Origin of the sequence: Pedobacter cryotolerans (genome assembly GCF_005116475.1) — a bacterium.
In the GTDB taxonomy this organism is placed as follows: Bacteria; Bacteroidota; Bacteroidia; order Sphingobacteriales; family Sphingobacteriaceae; genus Pedobacter; species Pedobacter cryotolerans.
Genome location: NZ_SWBO01000003.1, coordinates 1 through 25,889, shown reverse-complemented (window position 1 = coordinate 25,889; position 25,889 = coordinate 1). Strand labels below are relative to the sequence as shown.

Below are 25,889 nucleotides of genomic sequence, written 5' to 3'. Positions count from 1 at the left end.
ACATAAACAATTTTAAACGCAGGGAAAGGCTAAATGGATTTTATTTTGGAATTAATTCTTTCCTCGCTTTTTTATAAAATGCAAAAAATGAAGGATAATAACCTGTAACTGCCGTGAGCCAAGTTCTCGGTTCTTGTTTACCTTTATATTTATTTAGTGGATGTTCTTTGTAAATGATTTCACCAGCTAATTTTTCGAGCTCAGTAAATTCTGCCACATAAACTTGAATGCTCGGCAAGTTTGTCTTGGCTAATTCAATACAGAAATTTAATACTTTTTCAGAAACTGGATATTTTTGAAATACAGATGGTTCTAAAAGTAAAACTCTATTCGCATCAATATCGTTATACCATTGAGGATCGAGGTTGTAGAAATTATAAATTAAAGTGGGCTTATCTTTTACAATTTTTGGTATATCGGTTTGTGGTAACGGAGTTGATAAATTGAGTTGCTCGGTTTGTTGTATAACCAATGGAATTGGTAAATCATTAAAACGCTCGTACGGAATATCTAAAAAAGTATCACTTTGTGAAGTATGGCAGTACTTGTTTATATTTTCTTGATTGGCATAATACAATTTGTGACTATTGGCACCGCAAACCCATTGCCAGCTTAACGCATTTGATGCCCAATCGCCATCAAATAAATGATAATACATCCATTTAGCTGGTAACTGCCAATGGCAGTTAGCCATATTGCAAGCAATTGAAGCTACATACATACGGATGTGATTGTGCATATAACCGGTTTGATATAAGGTTTTAACTCTTTGATCAATGGCATTAATTCCAGTTTCGGCTTGATTTAAACTTGTCGCAATTCCTTTTCGCTCTGCGTTTGGCTGAGGTTTAATTAAATCTTCATCGATGGCATCTCCTTTGGCTATCCAGATTTGTTGCCAATAATCTCGCCAAGCTAATTCTTGTATAAATTTTTCAATTTGATTCGGCTCAAATCCTTTAGCAATAACCGCATCGTAAACCTGTTTAGTGCTAATTACACCTCTGGAGATATAAGGAGATAAATATGTAACAGCACCATCAATAAAATTTCTGCTGGCAGCATATTTTTTTGGCTCAATTTGCTCAATTCTTGCTAATATTTGAGCGTAGGATGGGGGGAATGTCATGGTTTGTGAGATACTTTTTACATACTTACGAAATAAGTTTTTTTGAGGTTTGAGTGGTAGTGGATTTGTGGTAAAAAGTTAATGTTTAATGGAGAAATTTAGCTGAGATTATTTTGGCAAGTATCGTGTTAGTTTAATTGCTCAAGTTTTGTGATAAATTTTAAAATTCGATCTACTTTTTGATTTTCCGTAGCACTTGAATTTATGTTGTGAAGTATTTCATTTTGTTCGTCAATTTTAAGCTTTTCAAAAATATTTAAAACTGATGCATCTTTAAAACACTCAAAAATCATTTCATTTTCATTCTGGATTTCGATATTTTGATTTTCAAGATAAAGCGTAACATTTACAAATTCTCCACCACTTTTTCCAATAAAATTTCTTATTTCAGCATTCAAGGCCATTTTTTTATCTGAATTTTTTAGTGGAGCTAAATTTTTATTTTTCACTTCGTAAGTATCAATCGTTCCGGATATTTTTAAATCTCCCCATTTTCCTTTTATATTTTTAGTATTTGGTATAATCAAGTGGTAAGTCCAAGCGCCATTTCCTGGAACATATTGGATTTTTATTTTTTCGTTCTCAACAATAAAATTCATAATTGAAGTTTAATATTTTAAGATTTCTTAGGTGTTTTAAGGAATTATTACCACTAAAATTTTTGGTTTATAAAAGCTTAGCGATTAACGCAACTTCAATAAGTTACATTAATTTTTAGAGCCAAAATGTTAGGGTTTTAGCAGTATTACTGCAACTTTGCCAACGCTTCTTTCACCACATTGTCGGTAAGATTATGCGCTTTATAATAACCAGCATCGCCTAAATGGTATTTACATAACATTACCTTAATGTCATTGTAAATAATTGGTCGGGCAGCAATTAACTGTTTGTAATCGATAACAATTTTTTTTGCTTGAATGTATTTTAACAAATCTTTATAATCTGTATCGTTCAACGTAAAATTATTAATGTTTTGTGCTAAATAACTTGGTGTATAACGATCGGCCAAAACATCAAAAACAAAATCTACCAGTACCTTTTTTTCTGCTAAGGCGATGTAAAATTTGTTATAGCCAGCAGTATCTAATTTTACATAAACATCTGGCTGTATTCCGCCACCAGCGTAAACTTTCTTTCCGCTTTGCGTAACAAAAGCAGCTGGTTTTTTAACGCTATCTTTCTTTTTTATTTGTGATGCAGTGAGCTCACCAACAGTTAATCTATCTTCAATTTCATGCTGGTAAGCAGCATAGCCATTTTTATAAGATTTTTGAATACTTCTGCCTAATGGAGTATAATACCTGGCAATAGTTAAGTTTAATGCAGAACCATCATCAAAAGCAAATTGCTCTTGCACTAAGCCTTTACCAAAAGATCTTCTGCCAATAATTATTCCTCTATCCAAATCCTGTATTGCACCAGCAAATATTTCACTTGCCGAAGCCGAATTTTCATTGATTAAAACTGCTAATTTACCTTGCTCAAATTCACCACCGCCGGTTGCGTAATAATCTGTACGAGGCTCATGCTTCCCTTTGGTATAAACAATCAATTTATTTTCTGCCAAAAACTGATTAGCTAGAGCTGTAGCAGCAGTAACATAACCACCGCCATTGTCTCGCAAATCCAAAATCAATTTTTTCATGCCTTTGGCTTTTAAAACTTTTATGGCATTTACAAAATCGCTATCGGTATTAGCGCCAAATTTTGCAATACGCACATAAGCAGTTTCTGTATTGAGCATGTAGGCAACGTCAATACTACTAACTTCTACTTTACCTCTTTTAATGTTTAATACATTCTGATTACCTGCATGTAAAACGGTTAATTGTACTGTTGTACCTTTTTTACCTTTAATCTTGCCAATCATTGATGAGCGTGGCAATGATCTACCGCTAATATGCGTAGAATCTACCTTAAGAATTTTATCACCTTGTTTTAATCCAGCTAAAAACGCTGGGCCTTCTCTTAAAACATTAGTAACTAAAAGTGTATCGTTAAGGATGTAATATTCTACACCAATTCCTTCAAAATTGCCCTCAAGATTTTCTGCAAATTCTGAGGCTTTAGTGGCAGGCAAATAAATACTGTGAGGATCTAACTGATGTAGTAAACTATCAATAGGTAAATGCTTTAAACTATCGGTTTTAACATCGTCAACGTAGTTTTTGTTGATGATATGAATGATATCCTCTACCTTTTGTGCGTTATTATCTGCAGCCAAAGGAGCAACACGTTCTACTTTAAAGCCTTGATCTTTTAAAAATTTATAACCCAAAAACATACCGCCTATTAAGGTTACAGAATAGGTAAGTGCAATAAGTAGATTTAAGCGTGTATTTTTATTCATTACGGATGTTTACAAAGTTATAAAACAAGCCTGATTTTACCTAATTATGAAAGGGTTATGATGATATTTATTCGTAAAAATTTCAATATTATTGTTGTTTTTAGAAACATACTGTAATCGTTACTCTTTTAGTCTAACAACAAGCATTTTTTTTAGTTTCGAGAATGTGTTAAAATAACTACTTGTATCCTAATGTGCTACTGCTTATAATTGCATCGATTTACGTTTATTATTTCCTGTTAATTGAAAAAATAACGAACTTTAACAACAAATTACATCCATGAACAGAATAACCGAACAAGAATCCAAATACCACAACATCGATCAGATGTCGGTAATAGAGATTTTAACTGGAATAAATAACGAAGATAAATTAGTACCATTAGCAGTAGAGAAAGCGCTTCCTCAGATTGAAAAATTAGCTTCGGCAGTTGCCGAAAGAATGAATAACGGAGGCCGATTATTTTATATTGGCGCTGGTACGAGTGGCCGATTAGGTGTGGTAGACGCATCTGAGTGCCCACCAACTTTTGGTGTTCCTTTTGATAAAGTTGTTGGTATAATTGCCGGTGGCGATACTGCCATTAGAAGAGCTGTTGAATTTGCTGAAGATGATGATCAACAAGCTTGGCTAGATTTGCAGGAGTATGATATTAACGAAAAAGATTGTTTAGTTGGCTTAGCGGCCTCTGGTACTACACCTTATGTTGTTGGCGGTTTAAATACGGCTCGTAAACATGGCGTGCTAACGGGTTGTATCATTTGTAATGAGGGTGGCCCTATAGTGGCAGAATCTGATTTTCCGGTAGAAGTTGTAGCAGGACCAGAGTTTTTAACTGGGTCTACTAGAATGAAATCTGGAACGGCACAAAAATTGGTTTTAAACATGCTAAGTACTACCGTGATGATTAAAATGGGCAAAGTTAAAGGCAATAGAATGGTAGATATGCAGTTAACTAATCATAAACTGGTAGATCGTGGTACGCAGATGGTAATGGCCGAATTAAATATTGGTCATGATGAAGCGGCTGGTTTATTAAGCAAATATGGAAGCGTGCGTAAAGCGGTAGAAGCGACCAAAAGTTAGTTGGCAGTTTTGAGTTAACAGTTATCAAAATTGCAATACGTATTTCTCAATACAAACCTATGCACGAAATAGAGCCTTTTTACTTATGGAGAGATGATTACATTGCTGCCGAAGATGATCGCTCGCCATTTTTTAATACCGAATACTCTGAGTTTTATTACGATAAACAACTCTACAACTTTTTAATCCATCCCCAATGGGACACTTTTGGCTCTAACACACTCTATATCAAAGTAATTTTTGTTGATTACGATAAAGAATATGCCATTATAGAATTAATTGGTGAATGGAATGATGCCATTAGCAACGATATTATGATGCTAAAAAGAGAGATTATAGAGCTCATGGTTGATGAAGGAATTAATAAATTTATCCTGATTGGTGAAAATGTGTTGAATTTCCATGCCTCTGATGACAGCTATTACGAAGAATGGTTTCAGGATGTGGAAGAAGGATGGATAGCTGGCGTTAATTTTAATGAACACGTAATTCGCGAATTTAGAGACAATAGCATCGATTATTACATAAATTTTGGTGGCGAGCTAGACGATTTACATTGGCGTAAACTTAAGCCACGCCAGTTCTTTAAAAAAGTTGAAGAACTACTGACAAAAAGACTAAACTAAAATTGTATTTTTAACATAAACCTATATTTTTTTATAATGGAAGAACAAAATTATCAGTACCAAAACCCAACCTACTTACAAGAAAACGCTGTTTCTAAACGTTTTTTTGGTAATGTATTTTTGTGGATGTTTGTAGCCTTAGCATTATCTTCTGCTTCAGCATTTTTATTAAATGACAATCCAGCTTTTAAAGACCAGTATTTACTTAAGCCAACTGGTGGATTTAGTATTTTAGGATATATCGCAATTTTTGCTCCTCTAGGCCTTGTCTTTTTAATGGGCGGTGCCATGCGGAAGCTTTCTTATACAGCTTTAATAGGGATCTTTTTACTTTACGCTATTTTAACTGGTGTAATGCTAAGTTTTGTATTACTAATTTATACAGCAACTTCTATAGCGATTTGTTTTGTTGCAGCTTGTGTAATTTTTGGAGTGATGGCCATAATGGGTTACACCACAAATGTTGATTTGAGTAAGTTTGGCCCAATTTTAATGGCTGGCGTAATAGGCTTAGTTGTTGTAAGTTTAATTAACATGTTTTTACAGAGTGATAGCTTAGGATATATCTTAGGATTTGTTGGTATAGCTATTTTTACCGCCTTAACGGCTTATAAAGTTCAAGAGATTAAAAGAATAGGACAAGGTTTAGATGAAGCTGGCAACACTATTTCTACCGAAGACAGTAATAAATTTGCATTAATGGGTGCATTGTCGCTTTATATTACATTTATCAATCTGTTTCTATCTCTTTTAAGAGTTTTTGGAGGTAGAAGATAAAACACTTTAAAGATTATAAAAAAGGCTTTGCAACTTAATGCAAAGCCTTTTTTGTAAGTCAACTTTTCTAACGGACCTCATTCTCATTGCCTGTCCCGATTTCTACTATCGTGTGGACACATCTTTGAAATCACTTGAATATCTACGTCATTGCCAGCTCGACTGGCAATCGTAATGCAATAGAGCGGTAAAAATAGATATTTACATCGCTTTACGATTCCCGCCTACGCGGGAATGACGGCGGATTTACGGACTTGTGTCCACATGATAGGATTTATCGGGAAGGAATCTCATTTTGATACTCTTATAGAGATCCTTCGCTGCATTCTGGATGACAAAACGAGCTAAATTTATTGTCAATTATATTGTTTCTTAAGGAATAAATTGCCCCTGAATATGACGAAAATGCCAAATTTAATACTTTTTGATTTTTTAATTCTAATACAGTTTCTTTTTTGTAAGCCAACTTTTCGTTTCTAACCTATTCCTCTTCTGCCTTATTTTTTATTGTCATTAAGAGCGTATATGCCCCTTTTTGTACAAAAGTTTGATTGGCTAACTGCTTGCCGTTTAACACTTCGATAAAACCATTTTCTACCACACCAGTTTGTACGGATATCATTTCAAATTCTTTCGCAGATTTCTTTACAAAAGCATAATTTTTGTTCTCGAAACTTACCACTGCATCTTCTGGTAAAACAAAACTATTATTAGCCTTAATTTGTACTTCCGCATTCATATACGTACCTGGAATTAAAGTTTTGTCGTAATCTTCGAAATGGCAATGTACTTCGGTGCTTCTATCTTCGCCTAAATCTTTACCAATTAATAATATTTCTGCCAAATGTTTATTTTTTGGATCATTGTTGGTGTAAGTAACCACTTCTTGCCCGATAAAAAGTTTACCCAAATCTTTCTCAAAAACATTAATTGCTAAATGGATATCTGTTGGGTTAACCAATTCGAAAAGTACATCTGTTGGCGAAACATATTTGCCAATATTTACATTCACCTTGGTTACAAAGCCATCAATTGGTGCATAAATACTGATGCTTCTACTGATATTTTTTTCTGAAATGCTTGATGGGTTTTTACCGATTAACTTTAACTTTTCGCCCAAAGAACTCAGCATAATCGTTAAACTGTTGTATTCTGCGGTTGCTTGCTGAAAAACCTTATCGCTAGTAGCCTTGCTTTGGTTTAATTCTTTTTGTCGCTCGTATTCTAATTTGCTAAAAGCGATTTTAGATTTGGTTAACAAGTAATCTTGCTGCAATTGAATGTACTGTTGATCTTCTATCGTAGCAATCACTTCGCCTTTATTTACATGCATTCCGGGCAAAAGTTTGGTGTTTTTTAAATATCCGCCCATTGGCACGCTTATAGAAACCATGTTTTGAGGTGGAACATCTATTTTGCCATTTAACCTTAAAACACTGGCCATTTTTTGCTCTTCGAGCTTAACAAAAGTTAATCCAGCAGATTTAAGTTGCGCATCGGTAAATGTGATTTTATTGTCGACCACTATTGGCTGTTCTTCTTTAACTTCTTGTTCTTTTGCAGTACAACTGAATAAAAAAAGTAAAACGAAGTATATATATCTAGTTTTCATGTTATTTGCTTGATGTGAGGTAAAATAATTGGACAGCCACTTCATTAAATTCTTTTTTGGCATCAATAAAATTGTTTAAAATAGCAATTGATTGATTGGTTAACATTACCCATTCTAAATAATTAATGTCGCCGTTTATAAATTGCTTATCGGCTATTTGAGCAATTAATCTGGCATTTGGCAAAGCTGATTTTTTTAAATAAGCTAAATTTTCTTCGTGATTTTGATAAGCATTAACCAACGATTGATATTGGTTTTGTATTTGCTGTTTTTCTACTTCGAAATTATTTAATGCTTCAACCTCTAAAATTTTAGCTGCTTTTACCTTTGCTCTTTGTGCGCTTGCAAATATCGGAATACTTAAACCTACTTGTCCGGAGTTAAATCTTTTACCGCCATCATACAATACATTATCAGGTCCGATACCTCTAATGGTAGCGCTCGAAACGCCTAAATTAACATCTGGTAGTAATTTTGCTTTCTCTACTGCGGTTAATGATTTGCTAATGGCAATTTGTTGTGCTTTAAATTTAAGTAGGGGATGATTAGCAATTAAAGTGCTGTCGGTTTTTAAAGGAGTAATAAACGGTAATTGATTGGCAACTGGCTCATGTGCATTTTTTGTGTTTAAAAGCAAGTGAAATTGAGTGGCAATCAACCGTTTCTCTACCAACAGCTGTTTAAGTTGCATTTTTATATTACCTCGCTGAACTTCTGCTGTTGTTTTTTCTAAAATGTTACTTTCGCCTTTGGCCAATCTCAATTCTGCTTTTCGTAAAAACTCAGCAAAAATGGTATCGCTTTGCATCAACAGTAATTCTTTTTCCTTCAAATAAATAAGGTTTACAAAGGTTTCTCCAACAACTTTTATCAACTCTGTTTCTTTAATTGAGGTATTTAGTGCTGCTGCTTTCCATTCGTTAGTTAGCAAGTTTTTTTGTTTAGCATAAACCGATGGAAAACTGAATGATTGCGAAATGCCAATTTTATTGTCGGTATAAATACTATTAAACTGACCTATTTCTCCAGAAATATTTGTTGATGGCAAATGAGTTGCAGATTTTATGAGCTGCGCTTGATAATCGGCTTTTAACCTTTCGCTTTTAACAGCTAAGTTGTTTTTTAAAGCGCTATCAATGGCGGCTTGCAAAGTTATTGGTGTTTGGGCGTTTGCCTTATATCCAACAGTTGTTGCCACAAAAAGAGCAATTATAGTTACAATGGCCTTGTTGATTTGTAGTTTTTTAAATACGCCTCGCTCAAAAATGATGTACAAGATAGGCAGTACAAACAAGGTTAAAAATGTAGCCACTAATAATCCGCCAATAACCACAGTTGCTAAAGGTCGCTGCACTTCTGCACCAGCGCCATTGCTCAACGCCATTGGTAAAAACCCTAACGAAGCCACAGAAGCGGTCATTAAAACTGGTCTTAATCTCAATCTTGTACCTTCTAAAACAATCCTTTTCAAATCTGTTTCTCCTTCATTTTTTATTCTATTAAATTCTGCCACTAACACAATTCCGTTTAATACGGCAACGCCGAATAGGGCGATGAAACCAATACCCGCACTAATGCTAAATGGCATGCCACGTAATGCCAAAAACAAAATGCCACCAATTGCAGATAGGGGAATGGCCGAATAAATGAGCAAGCCGTATTTTACAGACTTGAATGCAAAAAACAGTAGTAAAAAAATCAGGAATAAAGAAACCGGAACGGCAATCATTAAACGTTGTTTTGCAGCATTTAAATTCTCGAAGGCACCACCATAAGTAACATAATATCCCGAAGGAAATTTAATTTTTTGATCTACTTGTTCTTTTAAATCATTTACGATGCTTTGTACATCTCTGCCACCTACGTTAAAGCCTACAATTATTCGTCGCTTGGCATCTTCACGTTGTATTTGGTTCGGACCATCCTTAATTTCTACATCGGCCAATTGAGACAATGGAATTTGACTGCCATCAGGCGTAGGGACTAATAAATTCTGAATAGATTCAACGTCTTTTTTTGCATCAGCGTTTAAGCGCACTACTAAATCGAAACGTTTTTCGCCTTCAAAAACCATCCCACTGGTTTGCCCAGCCAAAGACATGTTGATGATGTTGTTTACTGTTGCAATATCTACATTATATTGTGCCAAAGTATTTCTGTTATAGTTGATGGTAATTTGTGGTAAACCAGCAACCTGCTCAACATATAAATCTTTGGGGCCCTTAACACTATTAATTACCTGACCTAATTTATTGGCATAATGCGCCAAAGTATCTAAATCTTCACCAAAAATTTTAAGTACAACATCTTGTCGGGCACCAGTCATAAGCTCATTAAAACGCATTTGCACCGGATATTGAAAACCAGTTGTTACACCAGGTACATCTTGCAAAGCGATGGTCATCTTTTCAGAAAGTTCATTAAAGGTTTTTGCTGAAGTCCATTCAGATTTATCCTTTAAAATTACCATCATATCGCTTGCTTCCATTGGCATGGGGTCTGTAGGCACTTCGCCACTACCAATTTTGGTTACAATTTTTTCTACTTCCGGGAATTTATCTAAAAGCACTTTGGCTGTTTTCTGCGTGCTTTCTATGGTTGTGGTTAAACTGCTTCCCGTTAAAACTCGGGTTTCTACAGCAAAATCTCCTTCTTCTAAAGTGGGGATAAACTCTCCACCCATCATGCTCAAAACCACCATTGCAATTACAAAAAGTGAAACTGTACCTGCAATTACCATTTTCGGGAAACCCAATATTTTGCTTAATGAACGGTGATAGTAATTTTCTAATCTAGCCATCATCCGATCTGAGATATTAGGTTGATGTTTCGTTTTCTTGCTTAAAAACAAGGCACTCATCATCGGGATGTAAGTTAATGATAAAATAAATGCACCCAGCAAAGCAAAAGCAACGGTTTGTGCCATTGGCTTAAACATTTTACCTTCGATACCTTCTAAAGTAAAAATTGGCAAGTACACTACCAAAATAATTATCTGTCCAAAAACTGCACTATTCATCATTTTACCAGCAGATTTATTTACCACCTCATCCATTTGGTTTTGAGTAAGCTTGGTTACATTTTTACGGGTGTGTAAATCATGCTGCAATTCTTTTTTAGTGCTCTGGTGCATAAAATGCATTACCGCTTCTACAATAATTACCGCTCCATCTACAATTAAACCAAAATCTAAGGCGCCTAAACTCATTAGGTTTCCACTTACGCCAAATAAATTCATCATGATTACTGCAAAAAGCATCGCCAATGGAATAACAGAAGCCACCAACAAACCTGCTCTAAAATTGCCTAAGAAAACGACTAACACGAAAACCACGATCAATGCACCTTCCATCAAGTTTTTCTCTACAGTTCCAATGGCATTATTTACCATTTTACTTCGATCTAAAAATGGTTCGATGACTACACCTTCGGGTAAAGTTTTTTGTATTTGTGCAATTCGGTCTTTAACATCTGTAATTACCTGACTACTGTTTGCACCTTTTAACATCATTACAATTGCACCAGCAACTTCGCCTTCATCGTTAAAACACATGGCTCCATAACGTGTTGCGGCGCCAATTTTAACTTCGGCAACATCTCTAATGTAAAGTGGCGAACCACCATCTAAACTTTTAATGGCTATATTTTCAATGTCAGCAATATCACCTACTAAACCTTCACTTCTAATGTAAAGTACAGTTGCACCTTTCTCAATGTAAGCTCCACCAGTATTTTGGTTGTTATTTTCGAGCGCTTTAAAAACATCGTTGATATTTAAATTGAAGGAAAGCAGTTTATTTGGATCTAGCTCAATAGCATACTGTTTTAGTTTACCTCCAAAACTGCTAATTTCAGCAACTCCTTTAACACCAAGTAATTGCCTGCGTACAATCCAATCTTGTATGGTTCTCAGTTCCGTTTCATCATACTTGTTTTCGTAACCGGCTTTTGGCCTTACCACATATTGGTAAATCTCTCCTAAACCTGTCGTAATTGGCCCAAGTTCAGGCACACCAATTCCTTTAGGGATTTCTGTTTGTACTTTTTGTAGTCGTTCTGCAACTTGTTGTCTGGCCCAATAAACATCGGTATCATCATCAAAAACGATGGTTACTAAGGAGAGCCCGAAACGAGAAAAACTTCTAATTTCTTTAATACCCGAAATATTAGTATTGGCTTGTTCGATTGGAAAAGTTACCAATCTTTCGATATCTGTTGCACCGAAAGATGGCGCTATGGTAATTACTTGTACTTGGTTATCGGTTATATCTGGTACAGCATCTATAGGTAATTTGGTAAGTTGATAACTCCCATAAGCTACAAGTGCAAGTACAAATAAACCAATAATGAGTTTGTTTTTAATGGCAAACCCAATAATATGGTTAAGCATAATTTTGCTAATTAAATTGATGAAATAAATACAATTCGAGAAAGAACTGTCAGTAAATTAAAAACTTAACAAGCAGATTTTGGCGGTTGCCAAATGTTAGAAAGAAAATTAGAAGTGATTAAACTATCATTGGTGTAAAAAAACTTTTTTTGAAAAACCTTTGATAAATTTTTACTTAATGCTACCCTAAAAATTTGGGGCGGAGTAATCAAATTAGTTTGAGCCAGAAAATTACTGCTTTCTTTAAAAGGCAATTTCATGTCTTCTTCATAATCGGCATATTTTACATCACCTTGTGCATAATGAATGTATAAAAATTGATAAATTGTTAGTTTTTCGGTTTCTGCCCTATGCTCTAAAAAATGACCAACTAGAATTGGAAGTTTAAGCAACTGATTTAACTCTGTTGTAGCCAACAGGTAAAATGCAATTAAAAGATATGCGCTTTTAGACTTCACAATCAAATTTAAACTAAATATTTATAAAAGGTTAATTAACAAATAATTTAGATTGATTTTAAGAAAAGAACATCCTCAGCTTAAAACTGAGGATGTTAAATATTATTTTGGTAATACTGGCGGATTAATTTTATTAACGCTGGTACTTATCGATTTTAAAAATGCCTCTACTTGTTCACGCTCCTTTAAAGTAAGGTTTAATTTTCTCAGCATTGCTGATTTAGGTGCTTTTAACGAATCGGCAACTTTTAAAGACCTTTGTTGCGCAATTGGATTCCCTAAATCGTAAAATTCTACCACATCTTTTAAGGATGGAAAATTACCATGATGCATCCAAGGGCCAGTGATATTAGTCTCCCTGAGCGATGGAGTACGCATTTTACCTACATCTTTTAAATCTTTGGTTACATTATATAAACCTAAATCTTCGAAACGAGACCCCAATAAAGCCTGCCCATCGTTATGAAATTTATTATCGCTAAACAAAGGTGTGTTATGGCAATTAATGCACCTCGCTTTTGTTCTAAACAAATGCAAACCTACAACTTCATCGTCTTTTAACATTTTAGCATTGCCTCTAACAAATGAATCGAATCTGCTGCTGGTGCTCACAATGCCTCTTTCAAAGGTTGCAATCGCTTTTTGAATTTTATCTAAATTGATTTCTTCAGAACCATAAGCTGATTTAAATAGCGGTTTATAACCTTCAATTTGATTGATATTTTCCACCATTTCAGTGATATCCATATTCATTTCTACATGATCTACCACCGGAAAACCAGACTGATGTTCTAAGCTATTCGCTCTTCCATCCCAAAATAATTTATCATAAAAGGCAGTGTTGATGATGGTCATTGCGTTACGTTTGCCATTTTGACGATCATGTCCGTAAGCAACGCGTTTGCCATCGCCCCAACCTAACTCAGGGTCGTGACAAGATGCACAAGCAATTTGTTTAGAAGAAGACAACCTTGGATCGAAGAACAGAATTTTACCTAACTTTTCTTTCTCTGCCGAAAATGGATTTTCTTTTGGATAAGTTGGGCGACCCAAATATCCAATATCCTTAAATCCTTTTTTAGCTTCTTGATCTAAATCTGGCTTAGGCCATTTGGCAGCATCGCCGCTGTAAATTGCCCTAAGCTCTTCAACCGTATAAACTTTATCTTCAAAAAAAGCAGTAGTAAAAACAAATATTACCAGCGCCCAAAATATCAATACTATTTTTTTCATTTCTGTTAATTTAGTGTTAAGGCAACTGGGCTAAATTTATATTTAAATGTTTGCGATGTTTTACCAATTGAGGTTTCGTTAAACTTAACTGTTAAATCAATTATTTTGGTGTTTTCATCATAAGTACCCGAACCGCTGATGCCTATTTTAAAGGTAGTTGCATTTGATCTTGTTAAAGTGATGTCTTGTTCAACCACTTTCACTATCCCGGTTTTTGCACCAACAAAGTCTGGGAAAAACTGTAATACTTTCTCGGCATTTATTTTTACATTTCTAATATTTGTGGTTCCAGTTTCTGCTGAATAAAGCCTTACCATATCAAACAATGGCACTCCACTGTCTGCTACATAAGGGTTAGTAAAACCTATTGCTGTTGGGTCTGAAGCGGGAATAGTTGAAAAATGGCTACCAATTCTTGTTCCCCATTTATTTTCTATAGGATCAAAACGGTAAACAAACATTTGATAAAATGATGTTGGTTGATGAAATGTGGCTATTGCTGTTGTTGATGGAGTTGAAACAGGTTGGTCTGGATATAAATCTGCTTTTGCAGCTGGCTCGTCTTTTTTACAACCAGCAAATAAGAACAAAGCAATTAGTATGGCGAATAAATTTTTCATTGTGTTGATTTTAATAACCTGGGTTTTGAATCATATTACGATTGGCATTTACTGTGTTTTCAGGAAAAGGCATAATTAAACGATTATCATTGGTTGTTAGATTTTTAATTATAGGTGTTGCATCTACTCTTGTCACATCCTTTTTCTTTCTCAATAAATCGAATAACAAGTTGCCTTCAAACGCCAATTCTTTTCTTCTCTCCAACAAGATTGCATCCAGTAAATCTGATTTAACAGTTAGATTTAAAGTCGAGGCACTTGCATCGCCGCGTCTTCTAATTAGATTTAAATCTGCATTTGCCAAGACAAGGTCTGGCGTACTTTTTTCTGCAGCTGCTTCTGCTCTAATTAAATGAAGCTCTGATAATCTTAACACTTTAATCGGGGTAGCTAGTGCATTACCGGCAGCATACTTTTTTGTAAAAAAGTATGGCAAGCTACTTATTGAAACACTTGTAAACATTGATGAACTTCTACGAACATCTGTTGTGCTATACAGATTTAAAATATCATTTGATGCTGCAAACATTCTGTAAGTACTGTTATTTGTTGCATCATAATATGAGCCTAAACTGTTTCCAGTTGAAACAAAATCGACAGCTATTTCAAAAATCGACTCTGAGGAAGGCGTTCTACCTGTCCAACTAGAAACATAATTTGCATTAGTTAACAAGGTGTATTGGTTTGTTTTGATTACCTCATCTGCAAGATTAAAAGCATTATCCCATTTATTTTGGTTTAAATAAACTTTGGACAATAAAGCTTGAGCCGAAGCTCTTGTAAAATAGTTTTGTTTGAATCCATTTAACAGTACCCCAACATTTGTATTATCTAACACAGCCAGAGCAGAAGTTAAATCGTCTACAATTGCTTTGTAATTTTCGGCAACAGTAGCTCTGGTTGGAAGTGGGTCTGCAAAAAGTTGAGGCTGCAATACAAGTGGAATTCCTAAATGCGATCCATCGTTAGTAAAATTGAATGGTCTGGCAAAGATACGCACTAAATCGAAATGTATTAAAGCTCTAATACACTTTGCTTCGGCAACAATTTTAGCTTTATCAGTTGACGAACCTACTGCTGTTGGCGTATATTTAATTACATTATTAACATTGTTTAATTCGCTAAATAAATAAGCATAAGTATCATTCATGCTTGATGATTGAGCAGTCTGTATAACGTTATATACGTCATCTAAACGCAAATTTGTATTTTTACTGAATTTAATGTTGCCGCCCAAAATATCTGGATAAACCATTGTATTTTTGTCATAATGATAATCGTTTAGTAGTGCTTTATAAGCACCTGCTAAGGCAGTTTTAGAGCCATCCACATCTCTAAACAGATCTTCTAGAGATATTTTATCTGTAGGTTCTTTTTCTAATAATTTTTCGCACGATGAAAGACTAATTGCGAAAACTGCTAGTAGTATATAATATTTTTTCATATTTAATTTTATAAACCAACTTTTACACCAAAGGTAAAAGCTGAAGTTTCTGGATAAACAAATCTGCGTTCGGCTATTCCATTTCTGCCATTTACACCTGCATCATTATACACATAGAATAAATTAGTGGCATTTGCAAAAACTGATGCACTAGCTAAATGAAGTTTCCTTGATAATTCTTTTGGAAGTCGGTAACCTAAAGAAACATTTGCTAATTTAAAGTAACTAACATCATATAAATACCGTGAGGAATTGGCTACAATTCTTCTATTAATCAATAATCTTGGTATGTTTCCAATATCACCTGGTCTTTGCCACCTATCAATTAAATTAACGCTTTGGTTACGGTTTTGAAGGTTTCTACCATCAGATTCATCGGCATAGTTTATCAATTTATCTGCTCCATAACTGTATAAAATATTAAAAGAGAAATTAAAATCATATAAATTAAAGTTGTTGATAAAGCCACCTTGAAAATCAGGCAAACGATCACCTAAAACTGATGTTGCACTAATTGGTAAAGCTTGAATTTCTTGGGCCGTTTTGACATTTCCATTAGCATCAAAAAATCTCTCCTCACCTGTTTGCTGATCAACACCTGCCCATCTATAACCATAAACTGCCGTGCTGCTATTACCTACTCTCAAACCTGCTGCATCATCAGCAGAAGAGTATAATGCTGCATAATCATTATTAAATGATAATAATTTACCCTTAGATGTACCCAAATTAAAAGCTGTATTCCAAGAGAAATTTTTACGTTCAATTACTGAACTATTTATGCTCAACTCAAAACCTTGGTTTCGCATTTTACCAGTATTAGCAGAAATGGTTGTGTATCCTGTTTCCAATGGCACATTAACTGAAGATATTAAATCAACAATTATATTGTTAAAATACTCTGCGGTAAACTGTACTTTGTTTAATAAAGTAAAATCTAAACCAAAGTTTAATTTATAATTTTTCTCCCATCCTAAATCAGGATTCGGGGCACCTACATTATCTGGATAAGAAGCAACATTCCCATTATATACATTGCCTGATGATGTACCAAAATCATACAACCCTCTAGCAGCATAATTACCAATACGTGAGTTGCCTGTAGAACCATAGGTAGCTCGTAATTTTAAAAATGATAACACTTTATTGTTTTTTAAGAACTCTTCATTACTAATTACCCAAGCTAAACCCAAAGAGCCGTTTAAAGCTACCTGTTTATCTCCTCCAAAAATTGATGACTTATCTACACGACCATTGATATTAGCATAATACTTTTTGTCTAAATCATATCCTAGCTGTGAATAGTATGATACTGTTGCGTTAGCATTGGTGGATGATCCAGAAGACTGAAATGCACCCATGTTTAAAACTCTCAGTCTATCAAATGTAAAACCTGTTGCAAAACCTCTAAGCAATTCTGTTTCTTGATTTTCGAGCTGTGTACCAATTAAAAAATTAACAGTATGCTTATCATTAAAAACTTTATCATAAGTACCTTGGATAAAACCAGTATAACCAAAATAATTACGGTCGTAAACTCTTAAAATACCATTAGAATTTCTTCCAGTTGCATTTAAGCCAGATTGAAATTGTGTTTGTTTATTTTGATAGCTATTGCCGCCAATAGTTGTAGATATTGCAATTTCTTTAGTAATTTGATAACTACCATTTATTGTAGCTTGTAATTGTAATCCTTTATTTTTATTTTCATTTTGATCCAATACAGCTAATGGATTTGGCACACCTAAAATATCCGCGAAGCTACCATCAGCATTGTATGGCGAAATATTTGGCGGTAACAAAATTCCGCCATAATTAGATAAGTTATTGCTTTGGGTAAAAGTTGGGCTTAAATTGAAACCAACTTTAAACTTATTTGCTACTTGATGGTCAACACTTAAACGGAGGTATATTTTTTCTAAATCGTTACCAAGTGAGCTAGATTGTTGGTTCCGATAACCTGTAGAAAACCTAAAAGTGGTTTTATCAGAACCTCCAGAAACATCTAATCCTGCATTATGATAAGTAGCGTTTCTTTGTGTTAAATCAAACCAATCTGTATTTATACTATTGCTACCAGCTAATTGAGTAGCCTCAGTTACAGAGCGCCCATCATTTACATAAGCTTCTCGTAATAAACTATGATATTGGGGACCACTTAACCATTTATATTCATTAATAAATGATGCAACACCAGTATCATAACTAAAGTTTACGCTAGTTTTACCAGCAATACCATTTTTTGTAGTTATAATAACTACTCCGTTTGCAGCATTTGCACCATACAAAGCTGAAGCGGTTGCATCTTTTAATATCGAAATACTTTTAATATCATCTGGGTTAATATTAGATAAGGGATTTAAGTAACTCTCATTATTGAAAATACTAGCTTCATTTCCTCTTTGCTGTTCGTAAGCAGGTATCCCATCAATTACAAATAAAGGTTGGGTAGATGTACCTCTGCTTGCTCCAAAACTTGGTAATGATCCTTGTCCACGAATGTTAATTCTAACTGGTGTATTTAACTCGGTAGTAGTTTCTACTTGTACGCCTGCAACCAAACCTTCCAACATTTTATCAAAACTTTCTATTGGTCTGTCGGTTTGCAGTTTTTCGCCACTAATTTGGGCAATACTACCTACTACATCTTCTCTTCTTTTTTCTTTAGTATACGATCCTGTTACCACAACTTCGTTCATTCCGAAAACATCATCTTCCAAATCGACACTTAAATAAGTTTGGTTACCAAGCCTTACTTCTTTAGATTTCATACCGATATAAATAAATTCCAATACCGTGTTTTCTAAATTTTCGCCAGAAAGCCTTAATGTGAACTGCCCATCACCATTGGTAACAGCGCCTTGTTTAGTTCCTTTTTTAAAAATATTTACACCAGGTAGGGGTAAACCTTTGTTCAACACTAATCCGCTAATTAATTTAACAGACGGTGCATTCCTTTTTTCTGCTTTGCGAACAGAAATATTTGAGCCTGAAAAGCCAAAATCTAAATTCAACATCGTTGATAGCGCATCTAATGTTAATTTTAGACTATTTTTTGAGCTTAACGTAACTTGCTGATTTACATTAATTTCGTTGCTGTCGTAATTAAATTTGTAGCCTGTTTGTGTTTCTATGTCTTTAAACAGCGTTAATAATGGTTTTGCTTTTGTGTTGATGTTTACAATTGTGCTTTGTGGTTTTACATTTTGTGCCAATACCGACACAGAAATGCCACATAAAATCACAATTACAAAAATTGGCAAAACATAATTTTTGTAGTTTTTCTTCATGTTAGTTTGTTAGTATAATGGTTTGTTTGGTTTGTTTATAGTTAATTTTTTTAGCAAAGCAGATGCTTTTGATAATGGTTAAATAATCTGTTTTTTCGAAATTTCCAGAGTAATTCCACTTTAAATTTTTGGTTTCATCTATCAACTTAATGCCGTAAATGTTGTAAAGCTTTGTGGCAATGGTTTCAAAATTGGCGCCTTCAAAAACAATGTTTCCATCTTTCCAAGAAGATAGGAGTTCAGTATTGGTATTTGATCTCGATAAACTACCAGACTTTATATCAAACGTTGCCATTTCTGCAGGTTTCAAAATCAGTTTATCTCTTCCTTCGGCAGTCTGTACTTCTACTTTGCCTTCTACCAAAGCCACGCTAATTTGTTTCAGATTTTGATAAGCAGCAACATTGAATTTTGTGCCCAAAACGGTAGTTTTTATCCCATTAGCCATTACTGTAAATGGCTTGGTTTTATCTTTTGCTACTTCAAAAAAAGCTTCACCATCTAATTTTACCTCACGACTGTTACCTTTAAAAAACTTGGCGTAAGTAATGGTGCTATTACAGTTGAGCGAAATTTTGGTGCCATCACTTAAAATATACTGACTGATTTTGCCATTCCCATTTTGGTGGGTGATGTATTCAATTTCATTAAATTTGGTTTGATAAAACTGATAACCTCCTAAAGAAATTCCAAAAAACAATAGGGCAGCAATGGCCCATTTTAGAGGTTTAAGCTTTATGCTTTTTTCTTCCTGAAAAGGAATAGCTGGAGTGCTTTCTTGCATCAAAAAATCATCAAATTTGGCGAAAGCGTCTTGTAATTCCTCTTCATCTAACCTGAAACTTAATTTACCAAGTATACGCTCGGCATTATAAATTTCATCAAGCTTTTCTGGGTGATGGGCAATCCAATCTGTCCAAAAAGCAATTGCTTTTACATCTGTTTTATGGTAATAGGCGATGAATGATTCATCAGCGGCAAAATCTTCAGAATGGTAGTAATTGTAGTTCATCGTAAGCAGTTAAAATCTGATAAATAACAATTTATTCATCATCAATTAATACTAAGAGTTAAAGAACTTTAGTTTTTACCAGAAAAATTTTAAATATTTTTTTAATTACGCACTCAATTCATCCCGAAGTTTGCAAATTGCTGCATACATGTGGTTATAAACTGTTCGTGGTTTAAGCTTTAACATTACTGCAATCGCATCATAGTTCAGATCTTCGAAAAATTTTAGGTTAATAATTTCTCTTTGCATCGGTGTTAACTCATTTATAGCACGCCACATTTTCGCCTTCGAGTCGGCATCAGTTTCAGAAGCGATTAACAATTGCTCGTAAGAATTCTCTGTTAAATGCTCAAATTCCCGATCACTGATTTGATCGGTTTTTTGATCTAACTTTATTTCTTTTAATAATTTATTGCGAACGCAAGTTTTAAGATATGCTTTTACGTGGTTAACCTCGCCAATTTGGGTTCTTTTTTGCCAGATATCACAAAAAATTTCGTGTAAACAGTCTTTTATTTTGTCTTTATCGGCTACCATCTTAAATCCAAAAGCAAAAAGTTCCTGATAACACTCCTGATACAATGTTTTCATTGCAAGAGTATCGCCATTTCTAATATTTTGCCAAATTTCTGGATCCATTTGTAGGAATAAAAAGATAAATATAGAAAAAACTAAACAAAATACGCGTAAATACCGAAGCTTAAATTTTATGATAAAATTCTGCTTATTACATAGTTATGGCATGAAATTGGCTCTAAATGGGTAATTTTGAGCCAATGAAAAGTGCTTTATTTTTAAAATTTGTGTATATATTTTTATGCGCCATTGCTTTTTTAAGTTTTGGTACTTATACTATATTGGGCAATGTAAAATCGAAGGCTTCTATTTCCATTAATGATACTTCCGAAGATAACCAGGAAAGTACAAATGAAACATCCAAAGAACTTACGGAAAGTTTTTTAGCTGAAAATCATATCTCGCTTAATTTAGATATAATTGTATTTAATTCGGAGAAACTTCCTTTATCTTCAATTCTATTTTATTCGTTTGGTTCAGAGCCAAGCACTCCTCCGCCCGATTTGGCCTAGTCCAAAATCATTTAGTTAAGAACAATCCAAATTAATATTTAATACTTTTTAATATGAAACAAACAATTTCAGTTATAGCAATCGCTATGATGGGTTTTGTAGCAAAAACAAATGCCCAAACCGTTAAGCAAACCAATGTAACACCAATTACAAACGCTTTATCAACAGTTGTAAAATTAGAACCTGTTAATTTTACCTACGAAAAAGATTGGTTACAAAAATTAAACTTAAAACCTTCGCAAAGCGGATTTAATGTAGACCAGTTGTCTCAAGTAAACCCGAAGTTAGTGGTTAATCAATCATTAAATTACAACGAAGGTAAAAACAATAATAAAACTGCAGTTGTACAAAAAGTTGATTACGAAGTGCTTATTCCGATGTTAGTTGGTAGCATTAAAGAGCAACAGCAACAAATTGACGCTTTAAAAGCAGAGTTGAGTGCTTTGAAAGGCAAGGCTGCGAAGTAAATGTAATTTTATCATTCTGAGTGAAGCGAAGAATCTCTAAATGAGATTGCAAGCAAGCTCAGAATGATAAAATTTATTAGTTATCCATCAATCGCATAAAAAACAAATTAATTTCAATAGTTGAGACAGTAACTAAAGATTAAAGCTAAGCGCATTAGAGTCATCAAACCCTCTACCTTTTTAATCCAGTCATTAAAATTGGTCTTTTTCCCTCAAGCCAAATTAACCAATGAAAATGAACAAATACTTTTTCTCCCTCAGCCTTCTACCTAAATATTACTTCTGTCTAAAATAAATCTGTATTGGTACACCCGAAAAATCGAAATGTTCACGTAATTTATTTTCTACGAAACGTTTATACGGTTCTTTAATGTATTGAGGTAAATTACAGAAGAAAGCAAACATTGGCGATGTTGCGTTAATCTGCGTGATGTATTTAATTTTAATGTATTTACCTTTTAAAGCTGGTGGCGGATAAGCCTCGATAATTGGCAACATCACATCGTTTAATTTTGAGGTAGGGATTTTCTTGCTGCGGTTTTTCTGCACATCTAAGGCAACCTCAATTGCTTTAAAAATACGCTGTTTGTTTAGTACAGAGATAAAAACAATAGGCACATCGGTAAATGGCTGTAATTTGGTGCGAATTTGATCTTCAAATTCTTTAATGGTTTTGTTGTTTTTCTCAATCAAATCCCATTTGTTTACCAAAACCACAATTCCTTTTTTGTTTTTCTCTGCCAAGTGAAAAATGTTTACATCTTGCGATTCTAAACCATCTTCGGCATCGATCATTAACATTACCACATCTGCTTCTTCTAAAGCTTTAATGGTACGCATTACCGAATAAAATTCGATGTTTTCTTTAACCTTGGTTTTTTTACGTAAACCAGCCGTGTCAATAAACATAAATTCGTGACCAAACTGATTGTAGTGAATATGAATAGAATCACGAGTGGTACCCGCAATTGGTGTAACAATATTTCTTTCTTTACCTATTAAAGCATTAATTAATGATGATTTACCAACATTTGGTCTACCAACAATAGTGATTTTTGGTAAAGCATTTTCTTCTTCTGGAATATCTTCAAAATGCGTAATTACTTGATCTAACAATTCACCAGTTCCAGAACCCGTCATTGATGAAATGGTATAAATTTCACCTAAGCCAAAGCCGTAAAATACGGTAGCATCATTTTCTAATTGGTGGTTATCAACTTTGTTTACAACAACAAATACTGGTTTTTTACTTCTACGAAGCAATTGTGCAATTTCGTCATCTAAATCGGTTATGCCAGTAGTTACATCAACCATAAATACTAATACAGATGCTTCTTCAATTGCAATTACCACTTGCTCGCGGATGGCAGCTTCAAAAACATCTTCAGAGTTGGCTACATAACCACCAGTATCAATTACGGTAAACTCACGGTTGGTCCACTCGGCTTTGCCATAATGGCGATCACGTGTTACACCGCTAAAATCATCAACAATAGCTTTGCGACTTTCTGTTAAGCGGTTAAAAAGGGTAGATTTGCCTACGTTTGGTCTTCCGACAATTGCGATAATGTTACTCATTTGTATTTATGATTTTAGGTTTACGATTGTAGATTTAATTCAACCGCAAATACATATTGTTGTTTTAATGGCCAATGGTTGATGGTTCTGATGCAGACGAGCACCTATCGATTTGACTATCAACTATAAACTAACAGCCATTGACTTTTTATTTCAGTTTGCAAAGGTAAGGTTTATTATCCGAAGTATAAACCTAAACTTGGTTTTTCCTCGCTGGCTAATTGATAATTGTTTATTAGTTATAAAAATTAAACTCCAAAATTATTGTGTCATTCAGGTTGTGCCTCTTGCTACGGCCTCAGTGAATTAGCGTTAAAAAAATCAATTTGTAGGATTGACAGAAATAAAAGCTGTTTGAGCGCAGCGAGTTCTTTTATTTCCAATCCGAAGATTTGCTTTTTAGCGAATTCAGTGCAGCCTTGATTTTTTGTTTCTTTTTGATCAAGCAAAAAGAAAGAGCCATTCGGTGGCGATGAACCGAGGCAAGGATTTGAGAATTGGCCATTTTTTTTGAGAACTACTCCTCAAATGAACCATTGAACCAACCTAACTATCGTACCCGAAATTCTTCAAATAATTCTTTTTACTTCTCCAATCAGGAATTACCTTCACAAAAGTTTCTAAAAACACTTTAGTGTCTAAAAACTTCTCGATGTCTTTTCTAGCTTCCATACCTACTTTTTTAAGCATGGCACCGCCAGTGCCAATTAAAATGTTTTTTTGCGAATCTCTTTCTACAATAATCTCCGAAGTAATGCGCACCATTGGTCCGCCTTTACTTTGTTCTTCTTTAAAAGCAGTTACCACAACCTCTGTACTGTAAGGGATTTCTTTTTTATAATTGGTAAAAATCTTCTCACGAATAATCTCCGAAACAAAAAAGCGCTGACTTCTATCAGTTAACTCTTCTTTATCGTAATAAGCAGGGTGCTCAGGCAAATTCTCCAAAATCATTGGTAAAATGCCTTCTAAATTATATTGGTGTAAAGCCGAAATGGCATAAATGTGTTTCGGGCTTAATTTTTCTTGCCAGTAGGCGAATTTTTCATCAACCTGCTCTTGTGTAGCGTTATCAATTTTATTTAAAAGTACTACCAATGGGATGGTGGTATTGGTAATTTTCTCTAATACATCATTTTCATCGTGCTTCTCGTGGATGTCGGTTACAAACAAAATTAAATCTGCATCGCTTAGCGCACCACTTACTGCATTCATCATCGAATCTTGCAAACCATAAAGCGGTTTTATGATGCCCGGCGTGTCAGAAAAAACAATTTGGAAGTCATCTTCATTCACAATTCCTAAAATACGGTGACGAGTAGTTTGCGCTTTTGGCGTGATGATGGAAAGTTTTTCGCCCACTAGAGCGTTCATTAAGGTAGATTTACCCACGTTTGGCTTACCAATAATGCTTACAAAACCTGCTTTATGCGACATATAAATATTTTTTGAAATAAATTTGTTCTGCAAAGAAACGAATTATATCTTTGCATTCCAATTCGGAGCAAGGCTTAACACCATTTAACCTAGCGTCTCGAGTTGTAGATAGTGCGGGGTGGAGTCCCGAAGTTTCGGGAGTACGCTCGTCGGGCTTGAATAACCCAAAGAGAATACACTCTTAAAAAATATATAGTGCGGGGTGGAGCCCCGAAGTTTCGGGAGTACGCTCGTGGGGCTTGAATAACCCAAAGAGATATAAACTCTTAAAAAATATATAGTGCGGGGTGGAGCAGTTGGTAGCTCGTCGGGCTCATAACCCGAAGGTCATCAGTTCGAGTCTGGTCCCCGCTACCAAGTCAGTTGACAGTTCTCAGTAAACAGTTTTTAACTGGAAGCTGAAAACTCCAAACTGCTAACTGGATTTGGCCCGTTCGTCTAGGGGTGAGGACGCCAGATTTTCATTCTGGAAACAGGGGTTCGATTCCCCTACGGGCTACGAAGACCGCTTACCATGGCGGTTTTTTTATCAGCAGTGGCTGATGAAAGGATGGTGTTCCTTATAAAAACACATTAATTGCGGGGGTGGAGCCCCGAAGTTTCGGGAGTACGCTCGTGGGGCTTGAATAACTCTAAAGAGAATACACTCTTAAAAAATATATAGTGCGGGATGGAGCAGTTGGTAGCTCGTCGGGCTCATAACCCGAAGGTCATCAGTTCGAGTCTGGTTCCCGCTACCAAGTCAGTTGACAATTCTCAGTAACCAGTTTTTAACTGCAAGCTGAAAACTCCAAACTGTTAACTGGATTTGGCCCGTTCGTCTAGGGGTGAGGACGCCAGATTTTCATTCTGGAAACAGGGGTTCGATTCCCCTACGGGCTACAGAAAATTAAAAAACCTTTAACGAAAGTTGAAGGTTTTTTGGTTTTGAGGGGTTTTTGATATTCTAGGATTTGCCATATTTCTGGAATTAACGGACCAAGCGTAAAAGTGGACCAAGCGTAAAAGTTGGGGAGGAATAAAATTTAATTAATTTTGCCTGAAACACTTGACTTTTGAATTCAGCACTACTTTCCTTAATACTTCCCCAAGGGCTTAGCGACTACTTTGATTTTGATAAAGTATAAACGGTTAATGGCTCCACTTATATTTATCTCATTGAAAAGAATATCCATCCCCAAGAATTTGTTGGTGAGAAGCTACTTTCTAAAGGTTTTTTTGAGGAGGTTTCAGTTCGTGATTTTCCATTGCGTGGAAAGCCCTGTTTTTTGAGGCTAAAGCGCCGTAAATG

Annotated in this window: 19 protein-coding genes, 4 tRNA genes and 1 pseudogene; 10 read left to right on the top strand and 14 right to left on the bottom strand. The window is 34.8% G+C overall.

From position 1 onward, the window contains the following. Positions 1-40 precede the first annotated feature (40 nt). From FA045_RS05585 to FA045_RS05575, 3 genes are all read right to left on the bottom strand, one after another. Positions 41-1,129 (bottom strand): FAD-binding domain-containing protein, encoded by a 1,089-nt coding sequence (locus FA045_RS05585; RefSeq protein WP_136875366.1) that lies wholly within the window; start codon positions 1,127-1,129, stop codon positions 41-43. A 128-nt stretch (positions 1,130-1,257) separates the two neighbouring features. Next, positions 1,258-1,728, bottom strand: a complete 471-nt coding sequence (locus FA045_RS05580) for a DUF1905 domain-containing protein (protein ID WP_136875364.1) — start codon at positions 1,726-1,728, stop codon at positions 1,258-1,260. Between the two features lie 146 nt (positions 1,729-1,874). Beyond that, entirely contained in the window at positions 1,875-3,479 is a 1,605-nt protein-coding gene (locus tag FA045_RS05575) for a S41 family peptidase (RefSeq protein WP_136875362.1), read from the bottom strand. Between the two features lie 280 nt (positions 3,480-3,759). Here FA045_RS05575 and murQ point away from each other — a divergent pair, with 280 nt between their 5' ends. Genes murQ through FA045_RS05560 form a run of 3 tightly spaced genes read left to right on the top strand, consistent with a single transcriptional unit; the run spans position 3,760 to position 5,969 of the window. Further along, the gene (gene murQ / locus FA045_RS05570; RefSeq protein ID WP_136875360.1) at positions 3,760-4,566 is read left to right on the top strand and encodes an N-acetylmuramic acid 6-phosphate etherase; all 807 of its coding nucleotides are present in this window, start codon (positions 3,760-3,762) and stop codon (positions 4,564-4,566) included. Between the two features lie 59 nt (positions 4,567-4,625). After that, positions 4,626-5,192 (top strand): hypothetical protein, encoded by a 567-nt coding sequence (locus FA045_RS05565; RefSeq protein WP_136875358.1) that lies wholly within the window; start codon positions 4,626-4,628, stop codon positions 5,190-5,192. 36 nt (positions 5,193-5,228) lie between these two features. Further along, positions 5,229-5,969 (top strand): Bax inhibitor-1/YccA family protein, encoded by a 741-nt coding sequence (locus tag FA045_RS05560; protein WP_136875356.1) that lies wholly within the window; start codon positions 5,229-5,231, stop codon positions 5,967-5,969. 481 nt (positions 5,970-6,450) lie between these two features. Here FA045_RS05560 and FA045_RS05555 read toward each other — a convergent pair whose 3' ends face one another. The 9 genes from FA045_RS05555 to FA045_RS05515 all read right to left on the bottom strand — a co-directional run bounded on the left by FA045_RS05555 (position 6,451) and on the right by FA045_RS05515 (position 20,667). Then, positions 6,451-7,581: an efflux RND transporter periplasmic adaptor subunit gene (locus tag FA045_RS05555; protein WP_136875354.1), complete on the bottom strand. Its 1,131-nt coding sequence runs from the start codon at positions 7,579-7,581 to the stop codon at positions 6,451-6,453. 1 nt (position 7,582) lies between these two features. Further along, positions 7,583-11,971 (bottom strand): CusA/CzcA family heavy metal efflux RND transporter, encoded by a 4,389-nt coding sequence (locus tag FA045_RS05550; protein WP_136875352.1) that lies wholly within the window; start codon positions 11,969-11,971, stop codon positions 7,583-7,585. Positions 11,972-12,036: 65 nt separating this feature from the next. Beyond that, positions 12,037-12,429 (bottom strand): hypothetical protein, encoded by a 393-nt coding sequence (locus FA045_RS05545; RefSeq protein ID WP_136875350.1) that lies wholly within the window; start codon positions 12,427-12,429, stop codon positions 12,037-12,039. Positions 12,430-12,531: 102 nt separating this feature from the next. After that, complete coding sequence (locus tag FA045_RS05540) at positions 12,532-13,662, bottom strand: cytochrome-c peroxidase (RefSeq protein ID WP_136875348.1); 1,131 nt, start codon at positions 13,660-13,662, stop codon at positions 12,532-12,534. 5 nt (positions 13,663-13,667) lie between these two features. Then, a complete protein-coding gene (locus FA045_RS05535; RefSeq protein WP_136875345.1) occupies positions 13,668-14,282 on the bottom strand; it encodes a hypothetical protein in 615 nt (204 codons plus the stop codon). Between the two features lie 10 nt (positions 14,283-14,292). Further along, positions 14,293-15,726, bottom strand: a complete 1,434-nt coding sequence (locus tag FA045_RS05530; protein WP_136875343.1) for a RagB/SusD family nutrient uptake outer membrane protein — start codon at positions 15,724-15,726, stop codon at positions 14,293-14,295. An 8-nt stretch (positions 15,727-15,734) separates the two neighbouring features. Then, positions 15,735-19,016 carry a SusC/RagA family TonB-linked outer membrane protein gene (locus tag FA045_RS05525; protein ID WP_136875341.1) on the bottom strand — a complete coding sequence of 1,094 codons (3,282 nt, stop codon included), beginning with the start codon at positions 19,014-19,016 and terminating at the stop codon, positions 15,735-15,737. Position 19,017: 1 nt separating this feature from the next. Beyond that, positions 19,018-20,028, bottom strand: a complete 1,011-nt coding sequence (locus tag FA045_RS05520; RefSeq protein WP_136875339.1) for a FecR family protein — start codon at positions 20,026-20,028, stop codon at positions 19,018-19,020. A 105-nt stretch (positions 20,029-20,133) separates the two neighbouring features. Beyond that, positions 20,134-20,667 (bottom strand): RNA polymerase sigma factor, encoded by a 534-nt coding sequence (locus FA045_RS05515; protein ID WP_136875337.1) that lies wholly within the window; start codon positions 20,665-20,667, stop codon positions 20,134-20,136. A 119-nt stretch (positions 20,668-20,786) separates the two neighbouring features. Here FA045_RS05515 and FA045_RS05510 point away from each other — a divergent pair, with 119 nt between their 5' ends. Both FA045_RS05510 and FA045_RS05505 read left to right on the top strand, forming a co-directional pair. Further along, complete coding sequence (locus FA045_RS05510; RefSeq protein ID WP_169305019.1) at positions 20,787-21,116, top strand: hypothetical protein; 330 nt, start codon at positions 20,787-20,789, stop codon at positions 21,114-21,116. A 53-nt stretch (positions 21,117-21,169) separates the two neighbouring features. After that, positions 21,170-21,583 carry a tail fiber domain-containing protein gene (locus FA045_RS05505; RefSeq protein ID WP_136875333.1) on the top strand — a complete coding sequence of 138 codons (414 nt, stop codon included), beginning with the start codon at positions 21,170-21,172 and terminating at the stop codon, positions 21,581-21,583. Between the two features lie 276 nt (positions 21,584-21,859). Here FA045_RS05505 and der read toward each other — a convergent pair whose 3' ends face one another. Then, positions 21,860-23,161, bottom strand: a complete 1,302-nt coding sequence (gene der, locus FA045_RS05500; RefSeq protein ID WP_136875331.1) for a ribosome biogenesis GTPase Der — start codon at positions 23,159-23,161, stop codon at positions 21,860-21,862. A 546-nt stretch (positions 23,162-23,707) separates the two neighbouring features. Then, positions 23,708-24,598 carry a GTPase Era gene (gene era, locus FA045_RS05495; RefSeq protein ID WP_136875329.1) on the bottom strand — a complete coding sequence of 297 codons (891 nt, stop codon included), beginning with the start codon at positions 24,596-24,598 and terminating at the stop codon, positions 23,708-23,710. Positions 24,599-24,879: 281 nt separating this feature from the next. On the opposite strand from era, the gene FA045_RS05490 reads away from it, so the two are divergent. The 5 genes and pseudogenes from FA045_RS05490 to FA045_RS19225 all read left to right on the top strand — a co-directional run. Further along, positions 24,880-24,955: transfer RNA gene (locus FA045_RS05490), tRNA-Met, on the top strand. A 70-nt stretch (positions 24,956-25,025) separates the two neighbouring features. Beyond that, a tRNA-Glu gene (locus FA045_RS05485) sits at positions 25,026-25,097 on the top strand. 165 nt (positions 25,098-25,262) lie between these two features. Beyond that, a tRNA-Met gene (locus FA045_RS05480) sits at positions 25,263-25,338 on the top strand. A gap of 70 nt (positions 25,339-25,408) precedes the next feature. Then, positions 25,409-25,480: transfer RNA gene (locus FA045_RS05475), tRNA-Glu, on the top strand. 266 nt (positions 25,481-25,746) lie between these two features. Beyond that, positions 25,747-25,889 (top strand): annotated as a pseudogene (locus FA045_RS19225) (ISAon1 family transposase); the annotation flags it as partial.

Bases quoted from the DNA above. Each gene is read 5' to 3' on its own strand.
- FA045_RS05585 (WP_136875366.1), bottom strand. From the start codon at position 1,129: ATGACATTCCCCCCATCCTACGCTCAAATATTAGCAAGAATTGAGCAA.
- FA045_RS05580 (WP_136875364.1), bottom strand. From the start codon at position 1,728: ATGAATTTTATTGTTGAGAACGAAAAAATAAAAATCCAATATGTTCCA.
- FA045_RS05575 (WP_136875362.1), bottom strand. From the start codon at position 3,479: ATGAATAAAAATACACGCTTAAATCTACTTATTGCACTTACCTATTCT.
- murQ (WP_136875360.1), top strand. From the start codon at position 3,760: ATGAACAGAATAACCGAACAAGAATCCAAATACCACAACATCGATCAG.
- FA045_RS05565 (WP_136875358.1), top strand. From the start codon at position 4,626: ATGCACGAAATAGAGCCTTTTTACTTATGGAGAGATGATTACATTGCT.
- FA045_RS05560 (WP_136875356.1), top strand. From the start codon at position 5,229: ATGGAAGAACAAAATTATCAGTACCAAAACCCAACCTACTTACAAGAA.
- FA045_RS05555 (WP_136875354.1), bottom strand. From the start codon at position 7,581: ATGAAAACTAGATATATATACTTCGTTTTACTTTTTTTATTCAGTTGT.
- FA045_RS05550 (WP_136875352.1), bottom strand. From the start codon at position 11,971: ATGCTTAACCATATTATTGGGTTTGCCATTAAAAACAAACTCATTATT.
- FA045_RS05540 (WP_136875348.1), bottom strand. From the start codon at position 13,662: ATGAAAAAAATAGTATTGATATTTTGGGCGCTGGTAATATTTGTTTTT.
- FA045_RS05535 (WP_136875345.1), bottom strand. From the start codon at position 14,282: ATGAAAAATTTATTCGCCATACTAATTGCTTTGTTCTTATTTGCTGGT.
- FA045_RS05530 (WP_136875343.1), bottom strand. From the start codon at position 15,726: ATGAAAAAATATTATATACTACTAGCAGTTTTCGCAATTAGTCTTTCA.
- FA045_RS05525 (WP_136875341.1), bottom strand. From the start codon at position 19,016: ATGAAGAAAAACTACAAAAATTATGTTTTGCCAATTTTTGTAATTGTG.
- FA045_RS05520 (WP_136875339.1), bottom strand. From the start codon at position 20,028: ATGAACTACAATTACTACCATTCTGAAGATTTTGCCGCTGATGAATCA.
- FA045_RS05515 (WP_136875337.1), bottom strand. From the start codon at position 20,667: ATGGATCCAGAAATTTGGCAAAATATTAGAAATGGCGATACTCTTGCA.
- FA045_RS05510 (WP_169305019.1), top strand. From the start codon at position 20,787: ATGGGTAATTTTGAGCCAATGAAAAGTGCTTTATTTTTAAAATTTGTG.
- FA045_RS05505 (WP_136875333.1), top strand. From the start codon at position 21,170: ATGAAACAAACAATTTCAGTTATAGCAATCGCTATGATGGGTTTTGTA.
- der (WP_136875331.1), bottom strand. From the start codon at position 23,161: ATGAGTAACATTATCGCAATTGTCGGAAGACCAAACGTAGGCAAATCT.
- era (WP_136875329.1), bottom strand. From the start codon at position 24,598: ATGTCGCATAAAGCAGGTTTTGTAAGCATTATTGGTAAGCCAAACGTG.